We start from the raw sequence: 22,918 nt of genomic DNA on the forward strand, positions 1-22,918 counted from the left end.
ATCGACTGATAGCGGTCACCCTTGGCCTCGATGCCGCGCTCGTTCGATGGACCGAGGGGGGCGCTGAGCATTCCGGCGTCGCTTGAATGTCAACACACTCTAGCCGGTCAATGCGCAAATTTGCGCAATTGTCGCGCCCTCGGGGCGTTTGAGCATGGCGATCACGGTGGCCTGTTTACTGTTCTCGCGGCTGCGGGGTTTGTGGTCGGAGGCGACCTGCTGCAGATCCGCCTCGGCCTTCTCCGCCACCCATTGCGCCTCGGTGGCCACCAGGGCGGCTTCCACCTCGGGGTCGGGGTGTGTGTGGTCGGCAAGGCCACCGGGACGCGCCCCAGGGCGTCGTAGCCCTCGGGGGCGATGAACCAGTCCGGGCCGACGCCGGTGATCAGCGCCTTCTTCCAGAGCCCTTCGATCACCTTCTTGCGGGCGCCGCCCTGGACGTGATCGGGGAACCAGCCGAGGCGGCCATCGGGCTGTTCGGCGGCGTGTTCGAGGACCTGCCGCTGGGTGTTGGTGAGTGGGATCGCCGTGGTCATGTCGTGCTCCTTCAGGGCCGTGGTTGATGACGAACACATGAACGCGCTGTTCAATCACGAAGCCAAGTCTTCCGACGAAGAAAGATGCGAATGCCCTTGCGAGCGCCGACGCCCTGCCGGCACCCGGGTTGCGGTGCGGTGCTGACCACACCGGGTTACTGCGACGCGCACCGGAGCGATCGCCGCCAATGGGACAGCAACGTGGGGAAGCGGCAGCGACAAGAGAAACGTGCCCTGCCCACGAACAGCGCCGCGTGGCGAGCCCTACGTGCTCAGGTGCTGCGTGATGAGCCGCTATGCCGCGAATGCCTGCGGCGAGGTGCCTTGTGCGCTGCCAGCGTCGTCGATCACATCAATGGAGACAGCCAAAACAATGAGCGATCCAATTTGCAGTCACTTTGCAGTCGCTGCCATTCCCGGCTCACCGCAAGACATGACGGCGGCTTTGGAAACCCGAGGCGGTGTCGCCAAGCGGACCTGGACCGCTGAAACCGCTCATTCTTTAGTCATATGGCCAATTCATAGACGAGCGCGATAAAGAGCACAACGCCTGGCTGCAGGCCCCATGGTTCTTAAGTTCTCTACAATGGCATATGCCATACGCGAGCCACTGCCCAGATTCTTGTGCGTTCAAAATGAAGAACTTTTTTGTGCAAAATGGCCAAAATAGCCCTTTTTTGCAAGGCGTTAGGCCACTTCAGGAACCCCCGAAATCATGCCCGGACGCAAGCCCTTGCCCGTAGTCGTCAAGGAGATCAAGGGAACCGGGAACCCTGCAGAAGTGCCGGACCAACCGGCGGGAACCGAAACCCACGACGGCGCTGTGCACCCCGCCCGACTACATGTCGGAGGGTGCCAAGGAAGCATGGAACTACGCCGTGGCCAATTCGCCGCCCGGTCGCCTGTCGGCGCTCTACGGCGCGGTGCTCGAGCGCTGGGCGAACTGCTCCGGGCTCTATCGCGAGGCGCTGTCGAGGATCAATCGCGCCGGCGTCTCCGGAATGATCATCAAGACCCCGAGCGGCATCCTGCGGCGTTCGCCCCTGATGGACGTGATTCGCGATCTCGCGCTGGAGATGAAGGGTTACGAGGCCGAGATGGGCTTCACGCCGGCGGCACGCTCACGGATTTCGCTGCCGGCCGAATCGACGAACGAGCCGGATCTCCGGTCGGAGATCGCTGGCTGATGACCGTGCGCAACTATGCCGCCATTGCCAGGCGATATGCCGAAGCAGTGGTCGGGGGAGATATTGCCGCGTGCCAGTGGGTGCGCCTGGCCTGCCAGCGCCAACTGGACGATCTGGAGCGGTTCAAGGGAAGGGTCAGCCCGTACCGCGCTTCAACCCGAAGCTCACCGACAAGCAGGGCGGTCCTACCAACCCGCCGACAACCTGTGCGCGTTCGTGGAGCGATTGCCGCACGTCAAGGGACCGCTGGCCGGGCAGCCGATCCACCTGGATGCGCAGTTGCCCGCATTGGCTCAGCATGTGCCCGTGCCGCCGCGTGCCGCTGCCCGGTCTTCTGACTGCCACCGCCGCCGGTAATGAGCCGCGTGCCGCTGCGATACGTGAGATAGGCCCAGAACCAGTCGAGCATGACCGAAACGCGGTTGCGCAGGCCGACCAGGAAACCGAGGTGCAGCGCGCCCCACAGCCACCAGGCGAGGCCGCCGTGCAGCTTGACGAAGCCGAAGTCCGCCACCGCCGCCTTGCGCCCGATGGTGGCCAGGCTGCCCAGGTGCTGGTACTGGAAAGCGCTTGGCGCCGGCCGGCCCTCGACGCGGGCGCGGATCACCCGCGCCACATACGCGCCGCCCTGCTTGGCCGCCGGTGCCAGTCCCGGCACCGGCGTACCGTTCCAGGCGTTGGCGAGCGCCGTGTCGCCGATGGCGAAGACGCCGGGCAGGCCGCGTACCGACAGATCCGGCCCGACCTTGACGCGGCCCGCCGCGTCGGCCTCAGCACCGAGCCACGCCGCCGCTGGCGAAGCGACGACGCCGGCGGCCCACAAGACGGTGCGCGCAGCGATGCGCTTGCCGTTGACCATCACGCCGCTGTCGTCGATGCTCTCGACCCGGCTTTCAACGAGAACTTCGACACCGAGGGTCTCCAGCGCCTGCCGGGTGCGCTGCGACAGGTCCTCGGCAAAGGTCGGCAGCAGGCGCGGGCCTGACTGCACCAGTATCACCCGCGACGCGGCCGGGTCGAAGCGGCGGAAGTCCTTCTCCATGCCGAACTTCGCCAGTTCGGCGATGGCGCCGGCGAGTTCGACGCCGGTCGGGCCGCCGCCGACGATCAGGAAAGTCAGCAGGCTCGCCTGCTCGGCAGGGTCGTCGGTCACCTCCGCCTGTTCGAAGGCAGTGAGCAGCCTCCGCCGGACTTCGGTGGCATCTTCGACGCGCTTCAGTCCGGGTGCATGGGGCGCCCAGTCGTCGCGGCCGAAATACGAGTGTGCCGCGCCGGTGGCCAACACCAGGTAGTCGTAGCCGACGCGCTGGCCGTCCATCAGCACTTCCTGCCTGACGTGGTCGACACCGCTTACCTCGCCGAACAGAACACGCACGTTGAAGTGCTCGCGGAAGAGGCCGCGTACCGGCGTCGCGATGTCACCGGGCGACAGGCCCGAGGTGGCCACCTGATAGAGAAGCGGCTGAAACAGATGGTAGTTGTGACGGTCGATCACGGTTACCGCCACCGGCGCGCGGGTCAGCGCCGCGGCGCAAGTCAGCCCGCCGAAACCGGCGCCAACGATCACCACTCGCGGCAAGCTGTCGAGCGCAAAAGCCGGCTGGCCGGCGAGCTGCGGAAAGCGACGGCGCAAGACGCGCTCGACCAGCGCATCCAGCGACAGCGGGCCCGCACCCGAAAGAGTCAGCAGCGCCAGCGCCATGAACCAATAGGGATAGGCTTCGACTCCCGGTCCCAGCATGCGCTCAGCGGAAACAGCCAGCATCAGCAGCAGGGCAGCCGGGCGGCTGGCGCAACCCAAGGCCAGCAGCGCGGCGCAAGCGAGCGTCAAGGGCGACGCGAAGGCGGCCGCCGAAGTGACCGGCAACAACGCCGCGACGTCAATCGCGCCGCCGCTCGACGCGGCGATGGTGAAGCCAACGGCGGCAGCCACGGCGGCGACTGCCAGCCACAAGCGCAGGAGCAGCGAGTACAGCGGCGCCAGCCAGCGGGTGGCGCCGGCGCACAAGCGGAGTGCTGCCGCGGCAAACGGTACCGCCGTGCGCGCCAGACCGTGGGCGAGCAGCCGGTCGAGCGACAGCGCACCGGCGCCACGCACGACGAACCAGAACAGCAGCGCCGCCCAGAAGAGGTGCGTGTCGAGGCTCTGGTAGCTGTACTGGATGACCAGCGCCAGCACCGCGAGCGCCAGCGCCGCCAGGCGCGTCGCCAGCCCTGCCGCGAAAAGGACGGAGCCGGCCAGTTCGATGAGTACGCCGAGCCAGGCCGCGCTCGCCGGGTCCAGCCAGGAGACCGGATACTCGTTGGCTGCCAGATAGAGCGCGTTGTCCCAGTTGCCGGCCTTGAGGACGCCGGAGACGAAAAACGCTTGTGCCAGCGCTAGACGGATCAGCAACTCGACCAGCGGGCCGGCCGAGCGCTCGAGAAAACGCAAGGCGACGACCGACAGATTGACGAGACCGGGAAGCCACGCCAGTCGGTAAGAGAGCTTCGCTGCGTGCGGGTTCTTCATGGCTCTTGACCTCCTGCGCCTGGCGCGCCGTAGCGACAGCGGAAGATGCAGCGCTGCCCGTTGTCGTGGTGCAGCTTGCAGCACAGCACGGCTGCCGCCCCCTTGAGGCGAACGTAGACCGCCGCGGCGCCGAGCATGCCGAAGAGCGGTGCCGTGAAGTAGATCCAGATCGCCGTCCACTGTTGCGCCGACACGGCCGAAGCGAAGCTGCGCGCCGGATTCATGCTCATTCCCGACAGCGGCGCCTCGATCGTGATGTACAGAGCGACCAGCGCTCCGGCGACGAGACCCGTGTAGCGATTGACGCGCGGCGAGTTGCTGACGAACAACACGGTCAACATGAGGCCGAACGAGATCGCCACTTCGGCGACGAAGGCGACAGCCGCACCCTGCTCACCGGGGAGCGTCGCGACGAAGTTCACGGCCGGATGCGCCAGCACGGGCGCGTGCAGGAGCAGAGCCGCGACCGCCACTCCGGCGACTCCCCCGACGAACTGGAAGAGGACATAGAACAGCGCGTCCCAAGGCGCGATCTTGCCGAGCCGGAAGAAAGCCAGCGTCACCGCCGGGTTGAGGTGAGCCCCCGAACGCTTGCCCCAGGGCGAGTAGATGAGGGTGATCGCGGTGAGCCCCATGGCGATGCCGATCAGGAGGCGCCTCAGCGCCGGATCGGCGATGAGCTGCGGCAGCGGCGACGCCGGGTGTTCGATCAGCGCCACAAAAAGGCACGCCGAGACCATGAACACCCCGAGACCCGCCGCCTCGATCAGATACTCGGGCCAGTGCTGGCGCAGGGCATGGCGCATGGCTAGGCTCTCCTAGACCAGCTTGGCCGTCTCGGGCCGACGCGCGGCGTCTGCTTCCTGCTGCTGCCGCCAGAAGGCCGGAATATCGACGCGATAGCGGCGCTCGACCAGATTCGCCACCAAGCCTGTCCAGCCGGTCTGATGCATCGCGCCGAGACCCTGTCCGGTGTCGCCGTGGAAGTACTCGTGGAAGAGCAACAAGTCCCGCCAATGGGGATCGCTCTGGAACGGCGATCCGGCCGGGAAAACCGGCAGGCGTCCGTCGGGCGTGCGGCGGAAAATGTTCACCAGCCGCTCCGAGATCAGTTTGGCGGCCTCCTTGAGCGTGGTCTGTCCGCCCTCGCAGCACGGCGCCGGCACCAGGAATCCGTCGCCGTAGTAGCGGTGGAACTTTTCGATCGCCTGCACGAGCACATAGTTGGTCGGCATCCAGATCGGCCCGCGCCAGTTCGAGTTGCCGCCGAAAAGCCCCGAGTTGGACTCGCCCGGAACGTATTCGATGAGCGCCTGCCCAATTCCCGGCAGCGTGCCGAGGTCGCGCTGCTCGGCGTGAACGCGCGAGACGCTGCGCACGCCGAAGGGCGACAGGAACTGGCGCTCGTCCAGTACCCGCTGCAAGACGGCCTTCAGTCGCGCCGGTCCGAGTAGCGACAACAGGTGTTCTTCGCGGACGTTACTCTGAATCGGACAGTGGGTGACCTTGTGCCCGTCGAAGGTCCCTCGGTAATGCCCGACCAGAGCGGCTCGGAAGCGCGGCACCTTGTGCAGCAGGCGCTGGTCGATCACCTCGACGGCGAACAGCGGGATCAGACCGACCCAGGAAAAGACGTCGATGTGCCGGCTTTGCCCGTCGGGGCCGACGACGAGATCCTTGAAGAACTGGTCCTTCTCGTCCCACAGCGTCAGACCGGTCTGGCTGTAGCCGGCAATCGAGTTGGCAATCGCCATGAACTGCTCGTAGCACTGGATCGCCACGTCCTCGTAGTCGTGCATTTCGGCTGCCAGTTCGAGCGCCATGACCGTCATGTTGAGCGCGAACATCGCCATCCAGCCGGTGGAATCCGCCTGCTTCAACGAATAGCCGGCAGGCAGCGGTTGCGAGCGGTCGTATACCGAGATGTTGTCGAGCCCCAGGAAGCCGCCTTCGAAGACGTTGTTGCCGTCGGCGTCCTTGCGGTTCAGCCACCAGGTGTAGTTCATCAGCATCTTGTGCGTGACCCGCGCCAGGAAGTTGAGATCGGCCTTGCCGCGCTGCACGCGCTCGCTGCGAAAAACCTTCAGCGCCGCCATCGCCAGCACCGGCGGGTTCACGTCGCTGAATGCCCACTCGTAGGCCGGGATCTGTCCGTTGGGGTGCAGATAGGCTTCCCTGAGCAGCAATTCGATCTGATCCTTGGCGAAGTCCACGTCTACCAGCGCCAGCGCAGCACAATGAAAAGCCAGATCCCAGGCGGCGAACCAGGGATACTCCCACTTGTCCGGCATGGAGATGACGTCGGCTGCCTTCATGTGCCGCCAAGTGCGGTTGCGTCCGTGTTTGCGGTTTGCCGGTGGCGGCAGTTGGTCGCCATCCTGCCAGCGCGCCACGTCGAAGTGGAAAAACTGCTTCGACCAGATCATGCCGGCCAACGACTGGCGCAGGATGCGGGCGTCCTCACGGTTGCAGTGGACTTGCAGGTTCTCGTAGAAGATCGTCGCTTCGGCCTCGCGTTCGACGAAGACCGCCTCCTGCGCGGCGAATGGCGCTTGTCGTTCGCCGCGCACCAGCGTCAGTTCAATGCTCACGGTCTCGCTGGCGGCCGCCGTCAGCACATGCCGCGCCGCGAAGCGCGTACCGGTACGGGCGGGGTTCACTGCCGCCAGTTCGCCGTTGACCACGTAACGATGGAAAGCGTCCTTGACGTAGGGCGTCGCGTTGGGTTGCTTCCACAGGCGCTCGGCGTTGCTTTCGTTTTCGGTGTAGAGCGGCTCGGCCTGCTGCCGGCCGTAGAGAAAGTAGGCGCCCAGCGTCTCGTCTTCGGCGCGCACGGCCCACTGCGCCCCGCCGGGCGCTGGTGCCGCAGCCAGCAGCGGTTTGCTCACGGCTTGCGGGCTGCCCCATTCGTCCACGCCGGTGCCCCACGACCAGGTGTTGCGGAACCACAGCGTCGGCAACACCTGCAGCGTCGCCGTCTGCGGCCCGCGGTTGCTGGCACTGATGCGGATGTGGATCTCCTCGGGCGAGGCCTTGGCGTAGCGCACGTCCACGTCCCAGTAGCGCTGATCGTCGAAGACGCCGGTGTCGAGCAGATCGAAGGGGGGATCCTGGCGGCTGCGGCGAGCGTTCTCGGCCACCAGTTGCGCGTACGGATAGGCCGCCTGTGGGTACTTGTAGAGATAGTGCAGATAGCTATGCGACGGTGTGGCGTCGAGATAGAAGTAGTATTCCTTGACGTCCTCGCCGTGGTTTCCCTGGTTGCCGGTGAGTCCGAAGGCGCGTTCCTTGAGAATCGGGTCGGCGCCGTTCCACAGCGCGAGAGCGAAGCACAGGCGCTGCTTTTCGTCGCAAATGCCGCCCATGCCGTCTTCGTTCCAGCGGTAGGCGCGCGAGCGCGCCTGATCGTGGTCGAGGTATTCCCAGGCGCTACCACCCTCGCTGTAGTCCTCGCGCACCGTTCCCCAGGCGCGCTCAGCCAGGTACGGACCCCACAGGCGCCAGTTCTTGCGTCCTTCGTGCTGCGCTTGTAGGCGTTGCCGCTCGCTGTTCAAGATCTCGTTGAGTCTCATCGTCTGCTCCACAAGAAAGAGGTTGTCCCGTTGTGCACTTCGCCGCATCGCCCCGCAGTCCGGCATCCGAGTCGATGCTTTCGTCAAGACCGCTGCGCCCGAGCGAGTCGCCACCAGGCCTCCAGCGTGCACGCCACCGACCAGGCCTGCGAGGGCGCACCGCGCGGTGTGTGCGGCGGCGCGCCGTCGAAGATCTCGCTGACCGTTCCCAGACCGGCGTCCAGTAGATGGTCGCAAAGCGCTTCGAGGCGCTGCTTCGCGGCCGGCGCGTTGCCGTGCACACGGTACTCCGCCAGCGCGTAGTGTCCCAGCAGCCAGCCCCATACCGGCCCCTGATGGTAGGAAGCATCGCGTTCCCAGACACCGCCACGGTACTGCGGGCGAAAGTCGTGATGGCGCGGATCCAGCGAGCGCAGGCCGTAGGAGGTGAGCAGGGAGCGGCCGACGCACCCCACGACGACGGCCTGCGCCGCCTCGTCGAGAGGCGAATGCGGCAGGCTCACGGCAAGGATCTGGTTCGGTCGCAGCGACGCGTCGTCGCCAGCAGGCCCGTCGAGGACATCGAACAGTCCGCCGTCGCCGGCCATGACGAAGCGCTGGAAACCGGCTCGCGCGGCGTCGGCCAGGGCGCGGTAGGGTGCCGCCGGTTCGTCCAGGCGCTCGGCAAATTCGCTCATCGAGGCCAGCGCGTTGAACCACAAGGCGTTGATCTCGACCGGCTTGCCGATGCGCGGCGTGACCACCCAATCGGCGATCTTGGCGTCCATCCAGGTAAGCTGCACGCCCGCTTCGCCGGCGCGCAGGAGACCATCGCCGGCGTCCAGCCCGATGCCGTAGCGCGTGCCGCGAACATGCCAATCGACGATGTCGCGCAGTACCGGATACACTTCGCGCAGGCCGCTCAGGTCGCCGCTCGCCTCGACATAGGCTCGCCATGACTCCAGGTACCAGAGCGCTGCGTCGGCGGTGTTGTACTCGGCGCTGTCGCCGGCGCCGGGAAAGACATTGGGCAGCATGCCGCGGTCGACGAAGCGGGCGAATGTGCGCAGGATGCGAGCGGCAGTGTCTGCGCGACCGGTCGCCAACGCCAGCCCCGGCAGCGCGATCATGGTGTCGCGGCGCCAGTCGCCGAACCAGGGATAGCCGGCGATGACCGACTCGCCGTCGGGCGCGCCCAGCGTCGGGCGGGCGAAGATGAAGCTGTCGACGGCGACGATCAGTTGATCGACCCAGCCGGGAGCAGCGGCCAGCTCGGGAACCTGGTCCCTGGCGCGCTGCAGACAACTGGCGTCGTGCGCCAGATCCCGCCCCATGGCTGCCTGGAGGTCGCTGGACGCGTCGGCGTCGAGGCTGGCGACGACGCCGACCCATTCGCCACCACTGAGATCCAGTGTCGCCTCGCCGACGCAACAGTGTCGCCTCGCCGACGCAAAGATGGTTGTCGCGGTCGGGCAGGCCGCGCTCGCGCTCCAGCGGCAGGTCGAAGCGCTCGCACCAGTCGTGGCGCGCGGCGATGGAGCCACCAGCCGCTTTGAGGTGGAGCGTGAACCAGTTTGGATGGCGAATGGCGAGTTGTCTGTCGTCAGCTTCGATCAACGGTTCGAAGTCCCCCGGCCGGGCGCTGCCATGGTGATCACGGGCATTGACCAGCAGAGCCACCTGCAGCGTGAGCTTGCGTTGTACGAGCTTTCCGGACAGCAGACGGAAGGCGACGTAAGTGGTGTCCGCCCCGTGCTCCATCCACAAGCGCTGTTCGATCGACACCTCGCCCACGGCGAAGCGCCATACCGGCATGCGGCCCTTCAGGCGGAACGATTCGATATGGACGTATCCCGCTGGCGCGATGCTGCCGTCGCCCAAGCGATTGGTAGACAGCGGCGTGCGCTGTTCGCCGTCGGTCAGCTTCGCATCGGCCTTGGCGACTACGAGGTAACGCCCGAGCGGCGGCTGCAGCGGCCCCACCAGCAAGCCTTGATAGCGGCGCGTCAGCGAGCCGGCGACGGTGCCGGCGGCGCAAGCGCCGCGGCCGTTGGCCAGCCACCACTCGCGGCGCTCGGCCTGATCCAGTTGGCCGCAGACTTCGCGACCGAAGCGCACGACAGTGGGCAGTTGGATGACCATCTCAGACTCCCTCGTGCGCTACGATGAATCCGGCTGCGGCCTTCCTGCCGGCCAGCACCGAACTGCCGAGGTGACTTGCCAAGCGCAGGCCCCAGGCATAGATGGTGAGCGCCGGGTTGGCCCGGCTGGAGCGTGGCAGCACGCTGCCATCGGCGACGTACAGGTTGCCCATGCCGTGCACCTTGCCGTGGGCATCGACGACGGAAGTCGCCGGATCGTTGCCGGTTACCAGCGTGCCACAAGCATGCGCGGTGCCCTGCAGCGGAATCGCCCTGACCAGCCCGACATAGCCCAGTCCAAGCAACTGGCGTTGCAGTGTCTGTACGAGACGCCGGTGCTCCGCCTGGGCGGCGGGCAAGCGGGCCAGGTCATACTCGAGCAGCGGGCGATCACTGCCTTCTGCCGTGGCGACGACGCGATTGTCCGGATGCGACCCGTCCTCGGTCTGCAGGAACAGGCCATAAACCCTCTTGGCGATCGGCGCCGCCAGCCAGTCCGGCACGAAGCGGGGCATTTGGCTGCGCACGATCTCCTCGGCCAGATTGCCGCCGAGCGTCTGAACGGTACTGTGCGGCATGCCGTCGTGCAGCAAGAGCAGCGTCTTGCACAACACGTCGGTGACCGGACGGTGTGACAGCGCGAGCATTGCCGTCAGCACGTGCGCCTTGTAATTGCGGCCCACCTGCTGATAGCTCGGCAAGGCCTCCGCCAGACCCGTTCGCTCCAGGTAGGACTGCAGCAGGCGAGGGCTGTGCAGGGTGCCGGCGGCGATCACCACCGCGGCCGCGTGATGGCGACTGCCGTCGTCGCACACGACTCCGTTCACGCGCGTCGCGTCGCCGCTGGCGGCGACGAAGCCGGACACGGCTTTGCCGGTGAGGATGGTGAGGTTCGGCTTGTGGCTCACGCGCGCGAGAAGCGACGTTTCGGCATCGCACTTCAGCCCGCGCACCGAGGCGAAGGCGTCGAAATGGCGCGCTTCTTCGGGATGGGAGAGGATCTCCGCCGCCAGGCCAAGGGACATCGGCTGTCGGCGCCATTGCGCGTCCCGGCGCCGCAAACCAGACACGATCTGCTGGAAGTTGGCCTCGACCCCGAACTGGCGGACGCCGAGAAGCTTCTCGGCTTCGTCATAGAACGGAGCCAGTTCCTCGTAGGGGAAAGGCCAGGCGAGGCAGGCATGATCCGCATCCGCGGCGAATTCGTGGGCGGCGAAGCGCAACAGGGCGGCGCCATACCACTTGGTCTTACCGCCGAGGTTGAAGTGTTCCTCGGGCACGATCGTCGCCCCATGGCGATCGAACCAGGGCTCGTCGCTGAGAAACATGCCGCGCCGCAGAACCTTGTCGGCGTCCAGGGTGCTACCGTCCCTCGGTAGCACCGTGCCCTTTTCCAGCAGCAGCACGCGCTTGCCCGACTGCGTCAGGTGATAGGCAACGGCACAGCCGCCGGCGCCGGAGCCGATGATGATCACGTCGTAGTCCATGTCGCGCCCGCCTTCAATACACAGCCGCCGGCGCGATCACCGCGGCGGTTGAGCCGCGGGTCCGGGTCCGCGCGTGGGTCAGGGTGAACAGAAACTCGTACACCCGGCGCCGCGCGAGTTCCTCAGTGGCGAGATTCTCCAGGCCGAACAAGCCCATCTTCACGTACATCGTCTGCGGAACGAGGAATGGCCGCTCGGGGTCCTCACCGGGGACCGGGCCGTAGCTCCAGGTGTCGGCCCCGGTGAGCGCGACATGCCGTGCGTACAGCCAGTGCACGACATCGAGGCCGGGCCCAGGCTCGCCCGAGAGGAACTGCGCGTTGTCGCGTCCCCACAGCCCACCCCAGCCGGTGTGGAAAAGTACGGCGTCGCCTGCCTGGACGTCGATCGCCTGCCGCTGCAAGGCACCTTCGATGTCGGCAACGCTAATCACGTAGCCCTTTGGCAACCGTGGAACGTCCTTGTACGCCGCCACATCGACGAGAATGCCGCGCGTGACGACGGGCGGTACGGTCTCGATGCCGAACTTGCTCAGACCCCAGTCCTCGACCACGTCGGCCGTCGTCCAGCCGTTGTAGAAGCGGTCGCCGATCTGAATGTGCCCGATGGAGTCCAGTTGCGTCCCCACCTGGAAGGTGCCAACCTGGATCTCGGTGATCCAGTTGATTTCGTTGCGGCCCCAACCCCGGCCTACCGCGTCGCGACGACGCAGGTTGGTCCAGTGCGGTGAGATATCGACGGTCTGGTGCCAGTAGCGACCGGGAAACTTGGGCGTGTCTTCGTCCAGAACGCGACCGAGGTCGACGACCGTGCCTGTCTTTACCAAGCGGGCGGCGGCAGCGGTGATCGCCGGCGTGATCTCGTTGAGCGTTCCGAGCTGGTCATCCGCACCGTAACGGCTTGGCCACCAGGGCTTCTGGCCATCGGGCAAGGGCGTGGCAAGCGCGCGTGAGTCAGAACCCGCGGCCAGCGCTGCCGCCGCCGTGCCCAGGCTCAAGGCCAAGCCCAGGGTAGCAACGCCACCGGCGCGAATCGCCTGCTTGAAAAGTGGGTACATGTTCACCCTCCTTCCCGGAATTCGGGATACAGCGTCATGCCGCCATCGACGTATAGCGTTGCGCCCGTGACGTAGTCGGAGTGATCCGAAGCGAGCCAGACGGCAGCCCTGGCGATGTCACGGGTCTCGCCGACCCGGTAGTAGGGGATCAGCTTCAGCAAGGCCGCTTCCGCCTGCGCCGTCGCCCACGCCGAGGTATTGATCGGCGTCTTGATCGCCCCCGGCGAAATGGAATTGACGCGGATCTTCTGCATCGCGAGTTCCTGCGCCATCGTCTTCATCAGCATAGAAACGCCGCCCTTGCTCGCCGCATAGTTGGCGTGCCCGGCCCAGGGGATGATGTCATGTACCGACGACAGGCAGATGATCTTGCCCAGCGAGCAGGACAGTTGCGGCATCAGCCCGCGGCGCAGGAACTCGCGCACTGCGGCACGCGCGCACAGGAACTGGCCGGTGAGATTGACGTCGATCACCTGGCGCCATTGCGCCAGGGTCATCTCGTGAAACGGGGCGTCCTGCTGCAAGCCGGCGTTGTTGACTACGATGTCGATCGATCCCAATTCGGCGATGGCGCGCTCGAACATCGCCTGCACCTGCTCCTCGTTGCTGACATCGGCCTTGATGGCGAAAGCGCGGCCACCGGTAGCAGAGATTTCATCGACGACCCGCCGGGCATTCTCGTCGTCGGCGACGTAGTTCACCACCACGGCCGCGCCGGCTTCCGCCAGGCCCTTGGCGATCGCCTCGCCGATTCCCGAGTTGGCACCCGTCACGATGGCCCGCTGACCGTCGAGCGTGGTTTCCCGGATGTTGGTCTGATGCATCCGCATTTCGCACACTCCGCAGGATTCAGTCATCACGTCACCTCAGCGGGAAAGAAACCTGCGGCGGAGCAGATGATCCAGGGAGAGCTTGCCGGGACCGTGAAACAAGGTCACGAGCAGCAGCAGGCCCCAATACTGGTGATCCTGGAGCCCGATCTCGGAGAGGTCGGGATACGAGATCACGGCGACGATGTTGAACACGAACAGGGCGGCGGCCGACGCACGCGCGCCCAGACCCAGCGCCAGCAGCACGGGCATGAACAGTTCGACGCCGGTACCGAGGTAGGCGGCCACCTCCGGTGGCAGGCCGGGGACCGCGTATTCGTTTTCGAACAGCGCGACAGTGGACGACCAGGAAGCGATCTTGGTCATCCCCGACTGAAAGAAGACGCTGCCGACCAGCAGGCGGATGCCGAAATCGAGGCCTGGCGCCAACCAGTCGGCGGCGCGCAGCGCGAGTTGTGCCCAGCGTACGATACGGCCAGGATGGTCGGCGGCTACGCTAATGCCGCTGTTTCGATTCGCCACGAGATCCATTTCAGTCTCCTCCAGAATTGATCGACGTCGCCCTGTCCGTTGCGACTGCATTGGACAGGGCGCTAAACCACCAGGCCTACTTGCCTGCGGCGCCGCCGGGTCTGGCCATCGCGCTGGTGGTGACCGTGCCGCCAGCGATCTTTTCGCAGGTTCCCTTGGGCAGGTACACCCAGGCCTCGGGGTCGCGGTCCACCTTGGCGGTTCCGGCGCACGAACTCTTGCTCGTGCCACAATCGTTCTTGCCGGCCTTGACGATGCCGGCGCACTTTTCGTTGTCGCCGGCAGCAGCGATGGCCTGGGTGCTTGCCGCACTGACGCCGAGAGCTAGCAGACCGGCGATTGCACTGCGGATGATTTGCTCTGAGTGGTTCATGGTTGGTTCTCCTTACGGGTTGGTTGAAGAGATCAGACAGGATGGCATCCCATCTGTGGTCAGTATGCAGAGCGCACTTCACGCCCTGTTCACCGAAAGATCACGTTTCTGTCAACGCGATCGTTGGCGACGGTGCCCGCGCATCGGGCGGGGTCGCCGACCCGATCGTGGCGCCGGTCGGGGCGACGAACCCGACCAGCGTGCTATTGGTCACCCGCCGCACCAGAAAGGCAGCGAGGTCAAAACTCGTATCGAACGCCTGCGCCGCGTGCAGCGCACCCTGCAGCGGCAGACCCTGCATCAACGCGGCCAGCAGCGCGAACTCGGGGTCACCGACGAGCTCGATCGCCACCGCATCACCCCGACGGCGGATCAGCAGGCGCACGGCACCAGCGGCGAGGTCGACCGTCACGCTCTCTGCCGCGTCAGGCTGATTGGCCGCCCAGATGCGGTCAACAGGGAAAGGCGATGCCAGAAGCCGGCAGCTCGGATGCAACTGGAAGCGCAGCGACGGCAGCGCGGCTTCCGCCACCGTCATCAACCGGTCGATCGCCATCGCGCTGGCGTCGGCGGCGTGAAACGATTCATGCCAGTTCCATTCCAGTCGCGACACGTCGCCCAGATAGGGCAAACCGGCCGCCGGGGGAAATTGCTCGAGAAAAGCGGCGAACTCGCCGCCAAAGCCATGCAGGTTGCCCTGGCAGGACGGATGGCACGGGATGTAGCTATCGGCGGCGAAGCGGAAGAAGGCCTCTCCGACCAGTCGCTCGACGACCGGATAGACGTCGCGGAGCGCCTCGCGATAGTTTTGGACGATGTTGTTGCGGTAGATCGCCAGCCGCGCCGCCGGCGCCATGCCGTTGGCGCAGACGAAGCTCTCGGCCGCGACGTCGGTCGCGTCGAACATGCCGCGCACGAAAGCAAGCTCCAGTTCACGCAGCGTGGGCATATCTTTCCCCTCGCACGCGATCGGCGGTAGCCGCCTCCTGTAAGAGTACTGCCAGCGGCGGCAGGTCGGTATCCCACTCGATCAGTGTCGGCCGGGCGCCGAAGATGTCGACGGCCTCGCCGTAGAGCTGCCACACTGGGTCGGCGACGCGGGTGCCGTGCGTATCAATGAGGAGGTCGTCCATCCGGTCGAAACCGGCGAGGTGGATCTCGCCAACCGCTGCCGCTGGCACCGCGTTCAGGTAGCGCCGCGCGTCGAAACCGTTGTTACAGGCGCTCACGTAGATGTTGTTGATGTCGAGCAGGATGCCGCAACTGCTGCGAGCGGCGACTTCAGCAATGAAGTCCCACTCGTCGATCGTCGAATGGGAGTACTGCAGATAGCTGGAGACGTTTTCGATCAGAACTTGACGGCCGAGCGCCTCCTGCGCCTGGCGCACGTGCGCGCAGACCACGGCTAGGGCTTCTTCGGTATAGGGCAGCGGTAGCAGGTCATTCACGTGTCGGCCGGCAACGCTGCTCCAGCAAAGGTGCTCCGACACCAAGCCGGGCTCGATGCGCGCCATCAGGCTCTTCAAGGCCCGCAGGTGTGCATGATCGAGGCTGTCCGTCGTGCCCAGCGACAGACCGACACCGTGCAGGCTGATCGGGTACTCGGCACGGATGCGCTCCAGGTAGTTCAGTGGCTGGCCCCCGCCGCCGAAGTAGTTCTCGCTGTGCACCTCGAACCAACCAATGGCCGGCAGCGTGGCGAGGATTTCTCGGTAGTGCGGCGCGCGCAACCCGACCCCACTGCGGGCGGGGATCTCCGCGGCAAGCGGGCGAGTGCGAGGCGCACCAGGCGCCACGGCGCTACCATGGCTCACGACGGATTCGGTTGTAGCAGGCATGTGGCTTGTCCTCCTCGAACGGGCTCGCCTGGCAGCCGGGGTAGCCGCCGGGGTAACCCCGTCTCCTCGTTTGTTGTGCATCGTCGAAAGCAGTATGGCCACCGAAAATCACGGACGTATCACGCCGCGTTCAAACTTTGGTCACAGCGGCATGCACCGACCCCGGCCCCACCAATGACCGGCCGGGAGTACGAAGCGGGAGCTTGCATATGTTGCTTGCCTCGCCTATGGTCGAGGCTGTGACCGCTGCGCGAAGGACCGGTGGAGGACGCTCCGTGACCAACTTGAGATGGAAGATCCTGCTGCTGCCCGGCTTGTTCGGCGTTCTTGCGGCGGCCTACCTGGCATGGGGCTGGCTTCCGGAAGCGCCGCTGCCGGCCGGGCGAACGGCTTTGGCCTTGGCCGCGTTGGCGACTACAGCGGCACTGCTGGTGGTCAGCGCGATCGCCGTCGATCGACAGGTCATCAAGCCCCTGGCGTGCCTTGCCCGCGACCATCGCGAAGCCTTTGGATCGGGCGACCTCGTTATTGCCAATCGTTCTGCGACCGACGAAATCCAGGCCGTCAAGCTTGCCATCGAAGCGCTCGCCGATGCGGCCGCCAGGCGGCGGCGGCACGAGATCGCAGCCGAGCAGCGACGCCGGGAGATCGAGGCCGCGCTGCAGTTGAGCGAGGAGCGCTACGCGCTCGCCCTGCGCGGCAGCAGCGACGGCTTGTGGGAATGGAATCTGGCAACCGGCGAAATGCTGCTTTCGCCGCGCTGGAAGAGCATGCTCGGGTTTGCCGACAGCGACTTTCCCGACTGCCGCGAGCAGTGGCGGGAGCGGATTCATGCGGCCGATCTGACGGCAGTGGAAGCCGCACTCCAAGCCAACATCGAGGGCGCCGGCGAGCCCTACGAACAGCAATATCGCATGCTGCATCGGGATGGTGGTACGCGCTGGATACTATCTCGGGGAACGGCGGTCCGTCATGCCAGCGGCAAGGCGTATCGCATGGTCGGTCTGGATACCGACGTCACACGCATCAAGCGGTTTGAAACCATCCTCAACGAAATGGCGGAGGGCACCGCAGGCGCGGCCGGGGAGGCGTTCTATCGCACCCTGGTGCAACATTTCGCCTGCGCGCTACAGGTCTCGTGCGCCTTCATCACCCAGTGCGCGGATTACCCGACGAGTCGCCTGCGGACGCTTGCCTTCTGGTCGGATCACGGCTTCCTTGACGATTTCGAGTATGACCTGCCCGGCACTCCCTGCGAGACCGTTGTCAAGAGCGGCCGCGTCTGCTTCCACCCGAGAGAGGTGGGAACGATCTTTCCTGTCGAAGCGGGCTATGAAGGCTATCTTGGAATTCCGATCTTCGCCAGCGACGGCAAGGTCATTGGCCATCTCGCCTTTCTCGACACCAAGCCGATGGGCGACGAGATGCTGGTCGCGTCCATCTACCGCGTCTTCGCGGCGCGTGCCGGGGCCGAGATGGAAAGGGAGATGGCTCTCGAAATGCTGCAACAACAGGCGGCGAAGCACTCTGCCGGACAACCGCAAGGGAACCAACATGGTACGACAGGTTCTGGTAGTTGAGGACGACGAGGACATTGCCCGGCTGATCGAGATCCAGCTCAGCGAGTTGTCGTGCGCTGTCAAGACTGCCTACGACGGGATCGTCGGCCTCGCCGAAGCGGAGTCGCGGGTTTATGACTTGGTGATTCTCGACCGGATGCTCCCCGGGTTGGACGGACTGGAGATTTGCCGCCGCATTCGCGGCAGGGGCACCTATACACCAATTCTGATGCTGACGGCAAAATCCACCGAACTCGATCGCGTTCTCGGCCTCGAGATGGGCGCCGACGACTACCTCACTAAACCCTTTAGTGTGCTCGAACTCGCAGCAAGGGTGAAAGCCATATTTCGCCGCGTGGACCACCTTGCCCATCCGGCCGAACAGCGCAAGGTCCTTGACTCGGGGCCGCTGAAAGTCGATGTCGAGCGGCGGCAAGTGACGCTGGCTGGCAAGCCGGTCGATCTCACAGCCAAGGAGTTCGACCTGCTGCTGTACTTTGCCGAGCACCCGGGCCGCGTCTACAGCCGCGCCCAACTGCTCGACAAGGTGTGGGGCTATAGCCACAGCGGTTACGAGCACACCGTCAATGCGCACATCAACCGCCTGCGCGCGAAAATTGAGCCCAATCCGAACCAGCCGGAGTTCATCCTGACGGTGTGGGGAGTGGGCTATAAATTCCGCGACCAGTGCGCCGGCTGAACGTCCATGTTGCGATCGCTCTACGGCAAGCTGGCGATCGCGCTCATGCTGGTGTTCTTTGCCCTCGGCGCCGCCTTCATCGTGGCGACGGAGCAGATGCTGGAGGGCCCCCGCCTGCTTGAGCTGGCCGCCGATCTGATCATTGGTGCCATTGCCTTTTCCCTGCTCGCTGCCTTGATTGTTTTCAATTTTCTCACTCGGCGCTTGCGTCTGCTGGCCGCCGAGATGGATGCGTTTCGCGCCCATGGCCTCAGCCAGCCGCTGCGCAGCCTGCACGCCAAGCCGCAAGGCGACGAGATCGATCGCCTGGTCATCGCATTCCAGGAAATGTCGGACCGCATAGCATCGCAACTGCGGGCACTGGAACGTAACGACGAGCAGCGCCGGGAACTGCTCGCCAACGTGTCGCACGACCTGCGCACGCCGCTCGCGTCGATGCAGGGCTACCTGGAGATCCTGCTCCTGAAGCATGGCGCGCTATCTCCCGACGAGGCGCGCAGCTACCTCGATATCGCCGCCAAACACAGCGACCGACTGGGTAAGCTGGTGCGTGACCTGTTCGAACTCACCAAGCTCGAGGCCCACGACGTCTGCCCGCAGGCGGAAACTTTTCCCTTGACCGAACTGGTGCAGGACGTCTTGCAGAAGTTCCAGCTCACAGCCGATCAGCGTGGCCTGCGCCTCGAACATCGCTTTGCCAGCGCAGTGCCGGCGGTGCGGGCCGACATCGGCATGATCGAGCGCGTCCTCGAGAACCTGCTCGAGAACGCCATCCGCCACACGCCCGCCGGCGGCTCGGTGTGCATCGAACTGGCCGCCGAGACGGAGCACGTGCTGGTCAGCATCAGCGACACCGGTCGCGGCATTGCCCCCGAGGATCTGGCCCAGGTCTTCGATCGCTACTACCGCGTCGACCGTGGCGAGTTCGGCAGCGCGGGCAACGCCGGTCTGGGTTTGGCGATCACCCGGAGGATCATCGAACTGCATGGTGGAAGCATTGCCGTGGACAGCGCCACCGGGGTTGGGACCACGTTCCGCTTCGACCTACCTGCCGTGCAGTTGCAGGGCTGAACGCCTGTGCGCTGGCGCCCCTCATCCCGAGTCGGAAAACCAGAATCGCCCCCGATTCAGCTGCTGCGCGCCAGCGCCCGTCCGGCGCATTCGGATCAGCAATGACAGCGACGCGACGGTTGCGGTGGGTGATCGGAAAAGGCTGGTTGCTTCCAGGCCGACGTTCACGCGCTTGGACCACGGTCCAGGCAGCGCTCCAGTGGCGGCGGGGCGATTGCCGTCCAGTATTCGCGGTTGCAGGAGTGGGTGGATTCGGCGACCGGGCTGGTGGCGCTGGGTGGCTTGATCTTCGGTTGCGGCCTGCCAGGGTGGGCGATCGTGCGCTGGGTCTTCAACTTCATCGAGAGGAACCGGGACGCCGGGATCGACGAGGTCGCCAATCATGCAGCCTTACCGGATGACACGATGAACGGAGAAGTTCCCCTTCGGTTCCGTGCGAGATGGGCGTGTGATTCCCGCGGGCTACACGACTCTGCTCCATCTACTGCACCCGGGTGGGTCGTTCCGTCGGCGGGTCTGAGCGGCGAACTGATTGGCAGGCGCCTTGGCACTGGCCAATGAGTTGGGCGGAGACCTCGCCTTCGCTGGTATGCAGTCGAAGAACGGCGCGGCGATCGCCTGCGACCGACGGCGTAAAGCGCAAGCGATAGACTTCCGCATCCCCTCCATCGATACGGAGCGGTTGAGCAAGATCAGACGGGGCCAAGCCGTGTTCGCCTTTGAGCACCTCAAAGTCCTGAGCGGCAGGGCCCTCCAGGGTGAGCCGCTGGCGCGTGAACGGGGCTGTTCCAATATTGGTCAACACCACCGAACGTTCGACAGAAGGCACCGACCAGGCGGTGGTGCCTTCGGTGTAAAATACGAGCTGCCGCGGTACCACGTCGATGAGCGGGGAGACCGCGACCGCGGTGAGCGGAACGCGAATCGTGCGCGGGATGTGCCGCAGGTCCTCAAAATACACCGTGATCTCGGCCTGCTTTTCGCCCATCGTCCGGAACTGCGGCGTGAGTTCGACCAGAACGGAAGTGCCGGCGCGAATTGTCACTGGCAACCCCACGGCCGGTACACTGGCCGATGAACCGCTGCGAGATGACTGAACGGAACTCAGGATCGCTGTGCCAAACTCGGCGGCATCGCGGCCCCTTACAGTCACGCGATCGATGCGCTGCACCAGAGCGCCTTCGTTGTGCAAGACAAAGGCCGGCACGTTGGGCTGAGAAGGCCCTCCCGTGGGCGTGAGCCCCAAATCACCAGCGGCTGGTTCGGCGCGTAAGCCCGAACCGGTTTGGTCGGCCACATTAAAGGCTGTCAAATCCAACTCGAGGAAAACCGGGTCCTGCGCTTGCACCAAGGTGGACCCGGGCGGCAGACGCACTTCGGCCGTCCAGAAGAGGCGGTCGCCGTCATCGATCGGAACTTGCCCGAAGTCCTCGACATCGTAGGCGGGCGTGACGTGAATCATGGAAGAGTCGCAGGTTTGCACCGCAAATTCGGTGTCGCCGGAGGCGCTTGTGTGGCGGCAGTGATGGCGTCCAAACTCAAGAGATCTCATCGGGAGAAATGTCTTGTCTCCCTCGGTTTGCGGGCCCTTGCGCACCCGGGCATTGACGACCGCGATATGCGGGCTGAAGTTTTCCTGCCATTGTTCGCTGTCATTCGGCACGCTCCAGCGCCATTGCAGGGTGGTCGACCCATCCGGAGAGCGATCCTGCAGCATGAATTCCATCCGCCGCGAAAAGAGTCGGCTTCCTTCGACCGGAACAGTTTTGAGATGGGGTTTGAGGGGAATCCTGTTCACAGTGACGCCCGGCCAAATCGCTTGCAAATCAATGGTCGAGCGGGATTGCAGTGTGACGGAATAACTCAAGTCGGCCATCATGCGCGCCGAAAGCGGAACGTCTTTTACGCAGAGCGGCGGAATTTCCGGAAGCGGATGTGCCTCAACAGAGGTCTGGGCGGCGATGCTTTGGTCGATGCAGGCGCTTGTGACCGGAACGAGAGCCTCGGAAGCCGTCGCGCCGGCCATTGGAGCGGCACATTCCTGCAGGGCGACGTCGACCTGCTTGGCGATGGCTCGCGGGTTGAGCACGAACTCCAGACCGGAGAGACTTCGCCGGGTTTCTGCTTCGCGCGTGGGGAAACCCCAGCAGGAACCGACCGTTGCTTGCCGGACAACTGTCTTGGGTGGCTGGTCTTCGGTGATGACATCGAGGTTGCGTGCGATCACCTCGTACGAGAGGATGGGAAAGCCGTCGCTTTCCATCCAGAAAAAGGTCGAGCGGCGTAGGCGCTGTAGATCTTGATGCGTGAGGAGGCTGTGACGCAAGGTGCTCACGAAGTGGCAATCATGGGTGGGCAGCTGGCCGTTCAGACAGGTGCCGTCCGAAAAAAAGCGGCCGTCCGGCAAACCTTCCGAGGACAAGAGATCTCCCCGTAAGCGCGGGTTGAGATCCACCGACCCGCCTCCTAGAAGCATGTTGACGGGGCCCACGCAGCCCTGCAGGGTCAATCCCATCAACAAAGCGACAGCGATACTGAATCCAGATTGATTTTCCATCGCCATGACGCTCCTACTCCAGCACCCCGGCCAGCCCGCCGGGCATGTCCTCTATGGTTCCAGTAGAGACTTCAGCATGCTCTACGATTAGGTCCACATCCAATCCGCCTTCGTGCGGACTGTTGTCGAACTAAGGTATAGACCAAGACCGCTTGCTCTGCCACGAAGATTGGATACTCGCCAACGGAGCCAACGTTGTTCGCGCAACGCCGGACACCTGATGGCAGTGCCGTAGATCACTGCCGCCAACTCCACCCGTTCACCACCCGACCGCCCGAGGCAAACGCCTTCGGCAGTCTTTTTTGCATTGGAGGTTTACCATGCCAGAACCAACCAGTAGTGGCGTCGCCGGGGCCGCGGCGTTCAAGGCTGCTGGAGGCGCGGCGGCGGGCGGGGCACTGCTCTCGGCCATCGTTGTGATGCTGATGACGCCGCCGCCGCGCTCAATGCGCGAGTGGGCTGTCGGATTGATCAGTACCGTGGTCACCGGAATCGGTGGCGGGGCGATTGCCGTCCAGTACTTCCGGCTGCAGGAGTGGGTGGACTCGGTGATTGGCCTGGTGGCACTGGGCGGTTTGATCTTCGGCTGCTGCCTGCCGGGGTGGGCGATCGTGCGCTGGGTTTTCAACTTCATCGAGAGAAACCGGGACGCGGGGATCGATGAGGTGGCCAAGGAAGTGAAGGATGTGCTGTGATCGAGGCGCGAGAATTCGTTGATCTGATCGGGCTGGCGGCACGGATGACGACAGGCACTGAGCGGGGCGGGATTCGGATGACTTTTCAAGGGTCTCCGGGGCCACACATTCGAGATCCTGATTAGCGCTGTGCTTCAGCCAACCGCAGCCAGACCTCGGGGCGCTTGCCAGTGGTGGCGGCGGCACGGATGAGGCGTCGCAGGATGATCTTGAGGTCGAAGCGGCGGTTGAAGCGGTATTGTGTCTCCGACAGGTAGCGGTAGGCGTACTTTCTGAAATCGAAAGCGTGGTAG

Annotated in this window: 19 protein-coding genes and 2 pseudogenes; 6 read left to right on the top strand and 15 right to left on the bottom strand. The window is 65.0% G+C overall.

All coding sequences use genetic code 11. The features are described from left to right. Positions 1-99 precede the first annotated feature (99 nt). Complete coding sequence (locus Q1L50_RS11210) at positions 100-285, bottom strand: DUF3489 domain-containing protein (RefSeq protein WP_300338652.1); 186 nt, start codon at positions 283-285, stop codon at positions 100-102. Positions 286-626: 341 nt separating this feature from the next. Here Q1L50_RS11210 and Q1L50_RS11215 point away from each other — a divergent pair, with 341 nt between their 5' ends. Continuing rightward, positions 627-1,025 carry an HNH endonuclease gene (locus Q1L50_RS11215; protein WP_300338655.1) on the top strand — a complete coding sequence of 133 codons (399 nt, stop codon included), beginning with the start codon at positions 627-629 and terminating at the stop codon, positions 1,023-1,025. 353 nt (positions 1,026-1,378) lie between these two features. Then, complete coding sequence (locus Q1L50_RS11220; protein WP_300338658.1) at positions 1,379-1,723, top strand: P27 family phage terminase small subunit; 345 nt, start codon at positions 1,379-1,381, stop codon at positions 1,721-1,723. A gap of 235 nt (positions 1,724-1,958) precedes the next feature. Here the strand turns inward: Q1L50_RS11220 and Q1L50_RS11225 are convergent, their stop codons facing one another. From Q1L50_RS11225 to Q1L50_RS11275, 12 genes and pseudogenes are all read right to left on the bottom strand, one after another. Further along, positions 1,959-4,235, bottom strand: a complete 2,277-nt coding sequence (locus tag Q1L50_RS11225) for an NAD(P)/FAD-dependent oxidoreductase (protein ID WP_300338660.1) — start codon at positions 4,233-4,235, stop codon at positions 1,959-1,961. Further along, positions 4,232-5,041, bottom strand: a complete 810-nt coding sequence (locus Q1L50_RS11230) for an aquaporin (protein ID WP_300338662.1) — start codon at positions 5,039-5,041, stop codon at positions 4,232-4,234. Before Q1L50_RS11230 ends, Q1L50_RS11225 begins: the two co-directional genes overlap by 4 nt. Positions 5,042-5,053: 12 nt before the next feature. Next, entirely contained in the window at positions 5,054-7,807 is a 2,754-nt protein-coding gene (locus Q1L50_RS11235; protein ID WP_300338664.1) for a glucosidase, read from the bottom strand. Positions 7,808-7,890: 83 nt separating this feature from the next. Beyond that, complete coding sequence (locus Q1L50_RS20030; RefSeq protein ID WP_366145230.1) at positions 7,891-9,120, bottom strand: amylo-alpha-1,6-glucosidase; 1,230 nt, start codon at positions 9,118-9,120, stop codon at positions 7,891-7,893. A 157-nt stretch (positions 9,121-9,277) separates the two neighbouring features. Further along, positions 9,278-9,928, bottom strand: a pseudogene (locus tag Q1L50_RS20035) (glycogen debranching enzyme N-terminal domain-containing protein); the annotation flags it as partial. A 1-nt stretch (position 9,929) separates the two neighbouring features. After that, complete coding sequence (locus Q1L50_RS11245; RefSeq protein ID WP_300338667.1) at positions 9,930-11,414, bottom strand: GMC family oxidoreductase; 1,485 nt, start codon at positions 11,412-11,414, stop codon at positions 9,930-9,932. A gap of 13 nt (positions 11,415-11,427) precedes the next feature. After that, positions 11,428-12,471: a cyclase family protein gene (locus tag Q1L50_RS11250; protein ID WP_300338670.1), complete on the bottom strand. Its 1,044-nt coding sequence runs from the start codon at positions 12,469-12,471 to the stop codon at positions 11,428-11,430. A gap of 2 nt (positions 12,472-12,473) precedes the next feature. Next, on the bottom strand, positions 12,474-13,301 hold the full coding sequence (locus Q1L50_RS11255) for an SDR family oxidoreductase (protein ID WP_300338673.1): 828 nt from the start codon (positions 13,299-13,301) through the stop codon (positions 12,474-12,476). A gap of 36 nt (positions 13,302-13,337) precedes the next feature. After that, entirely contained in the window at positions 13,338-13,832 is a 495-nt protein-coding gene (locus Q1L50_RS11260; protein WP_300338676.1) for a DoxX family protein, read from the bottom strand. 76 nt (positions 13,833-13,908) lie between these two features. After that, on the bottom strand, positions 13,909-14,205 hold the full coding sequence (locus Q1L50_RS11265; protein ID WP_300338678.1) for a DUF2282 domain-containing protein: 297 nt from the start codon (positions 14,203-14,205) through the stop codon (positions 13,909-13,911). Between the two features lie 100 nt (positions 14,206-14,305). Beyond that, complete coding sequence (locus Q1L50_RS11270; RefSeq protein ID WP_300338680.1) at positions 14,306-15,154, bottom strand: DNA-binding domain-containing protein; 849 nt, start codon at positions 15,152-15,154, stop codon at positions 14,306-14,308. Then, positions 15,138-16,043, bottom strand: coding sequence for a DUF692 domain-containing protein (locus Q1L50_RS11275; protein WP_300338682.1), 906 nt, complete (start codon positions 16,041-16,043; stop codon positions 15,138-15,140). The genes Q1L50_RS11270 and Q1L50_RS11275 overlap by 17 nt, the downstream gene beginning before the upstream one ends. Before the next feature lie 275 nt (positions 16,044-16,318). Here Q1L50_RS11275 and Q1L50_RS11280 point away from each other — a divergent pair, with 275 nt between their 5' ends. The 3 genes from Q1L50_RS11280 to Q1L50_RS11290 are packed head-to-tail and all read left to right on the top strand — an operon-like array spanning position 16,319 to position 19,373. Further along, positions 16,319-17,623, top strand: coding sequence for a PAS domain-containing protein (locus Q1L50_RS11280; RefSeq protein WP_300338685.1), 1,305 nt, complete (start codon positions 16,319-16,321; stop codon positions 17,621-17,623). Beyond that, on the top strand, positions 17,598-18,302 hold the full coding sequence (locus Q1L50_RS11285) for a response regulator transcription factor (protein WP_300338688.1): 705 nt from the start codon (positions 17,598-17,600) through the stop codon (positions 18,300-18,302). Before Q1L50_RS11280 ends, Q1L50_RS11285 begins: the two co-directional genes overlap by 26 nt. 6 nt (positions 18,303-18,308) lie before the next feature. Beyond that, a complete protein-coding gene (locus tag Q1L50_RS11290) occupies positions 18,309-19,373 on the top strand; it encodes a HAMP domain-containing sensor histidine kinase (protein ID WP_300338689.1) in 1,065 nt (354 codons plus the stop codon). 481 nt (positions 19,374-19,854) lie between these two features. On the opposite strand, the gene Q1L50_RS11295 is transcribed toward Q1L50_RS11290, so the two are convergent. Next, the gene (locus tag Q1L50_RS11295; protein WP_300338691.1) at positions 19,855-21,936 is read right to left on the bottom strand and encodes a hypothetical protein; all 2,082 of its coding nucleotides are present in this window, start codon (positions 21,934-21,936) and stop codon (positions 19,855-19,857) included. A 314-nt stretch (positions 21,937-22,250) separates the two neighbouring features. Between Q1L50_RS11295 and Q1L50_RS11300 the strand changes: the two genes are divergently transcribed. Beyond that, complete coding sequence (locus Q1L50_RS11300) at positions 22,251-22,625, top strand: hypothetical protein (protein ID WP_300338692.1); 375 nt, start codon at positions 22,251-22,253, stop codon at positions 22,623-22,625. Positions 22,626-22,746: 121 nt separating this feature from the next. Here the strand turns inward: Q1L50_RS11300 and Q1L50_RS11305 are convergent. Further along, positions 22,747-22,918 (bottom strand): annotated as a pseudogene (locus Q1L50_RS11305) (IS1595 family transposase); the annotation flags it as partial.

Source organism: Accumulibacter sp., assembly GCF_029255145.1.
GTDB lineage: Bacteria > Pseudomonadota > Gammaproteobacteria > Burkholderiales > Rhodocyclaceae > Accumulibacter.

Bases quoted from the DNA above. Each gene is read 5' to 3' on its own strand.
- Q1L50_RS11215 (WP_300338655.1), top strand. From the start codon at position 627: ATGCCCTTGCGAGCGCCGACGCCCTGCCGGCACCCGGGTTGCGGTGCG.
- Q1L50_RS11220 (WP_300338658.1), top strand. From the start codon at position 1,379: ATGTCGGAGGGTGCCAAGGAAGCATGGAACTACGCCGTGGCCAATTCG.
- Q1L50_RS11225 (WP_300338660.1), bottom strand. From the start codon at position 4,235: ATGAAGAACCCGCACGCAGCGAAGCTCTCTTACCGACTGGCGTGGCTT.
- Q1L50_RS11230 (WP_300338662.1), bottom strand. From the start codon at position 5,041: ATGCGCCATGCCCTGCGCCAGCACTGGCCCGAGTATCTGATCGAGGCG.
- Q1L50_RS11235 (WP_300338664.1), bottom strand. From the start codon at position 7,807: ATGAGACTCAACGAGATCTTGAACAGCGAGCGGCAACGCCTACAAGCG.
- Q1L50_RS20030 (WP_366145230.1), bottom strand. From the start codon at position 9,120: ATGGGGCGGGATCTGGCGCACGACGCCAGTTGTCTGCAGCGCGCCAGG.
- Q1L50_RS11245 (WP_300338667.1), bottom strand. From the start codon at position 11,414: ATGGACTACGACGTGATCATCATCGGCTCCGGCGCCGGCGGCTGTGCC.
- Q1L50_RS11250 (WP_300338670.1), bottom strand. From the start codon at position 12,471: ATGTACCCACTTTTCAAGCAGGCGATTCGCGCCGGTGGCGTTGCTACC.
- Q1L50_RS11255 (WP_300338673.1), bottom strand. From the start codon at position 13,301: ATGCGGATGCATCAGACCAACATCCGGGAAACCACGCTCGACGGTCAG.
- Q1L50_RS11260 (WP_300338676.1), bottom strand. From the start codon at position 13,832: ATGGATCTCGTGGCGAATCGAAACAGCGGCATTAGCGTAGCCGCCGAC.
- Q1L50_RS11265 (WP_300338678.1), bottom strand. From the start codon at position 14,205: ATGAACCACTCAGAGCAAATCATCCGCAGTGCAATCGCCGGTCTGCTA.
- Q1L50_RS11270 (WP_300338680.1), bottom strand. From the start codon at position 15,154: ATGCCCACGCTGCGTGAACTGGAGCTTGCTTTCGTGCGCGGCATGTTC.
- Q1L50_RS11275 (WP_300338682.1), bottom strand. From the start codon at position 16,043: ATGCCTGCTACAACCGAATCCGTCGTGAGCCATGGTAGCGCCGTGGCG.
- Q1L50_RS11285 (WP_300338688.1), top strand. From the start codon at position 17,598: ATGGTACGACAGGTTCTGGTAGTTGAGGACGACGAGGACATTGCCCGG.
- Q1L50_RS11290 (WP_300338689.1), top strand. From the start codon at position 18,309: ATGTTGCGATCGCTCTACGGCAAGCTGGCGATCGCGCTCATGCTGGTG.
- Q1L50_RS11295 (WP_300338691.1), bottom strand. From the start codon at position 21,936: ATGGCGATGGAAAATCAATCTGGATTCAGTATCGCTGTCGCTTTGTTG.
- Q1L50_RS11300 (WP_300338692.1), top strand. From the start codon at position 22,251: ATGCCAGAACCAACCAGTAGTGGCGTCGCCGGGGCCGCGGCGTTCAAG.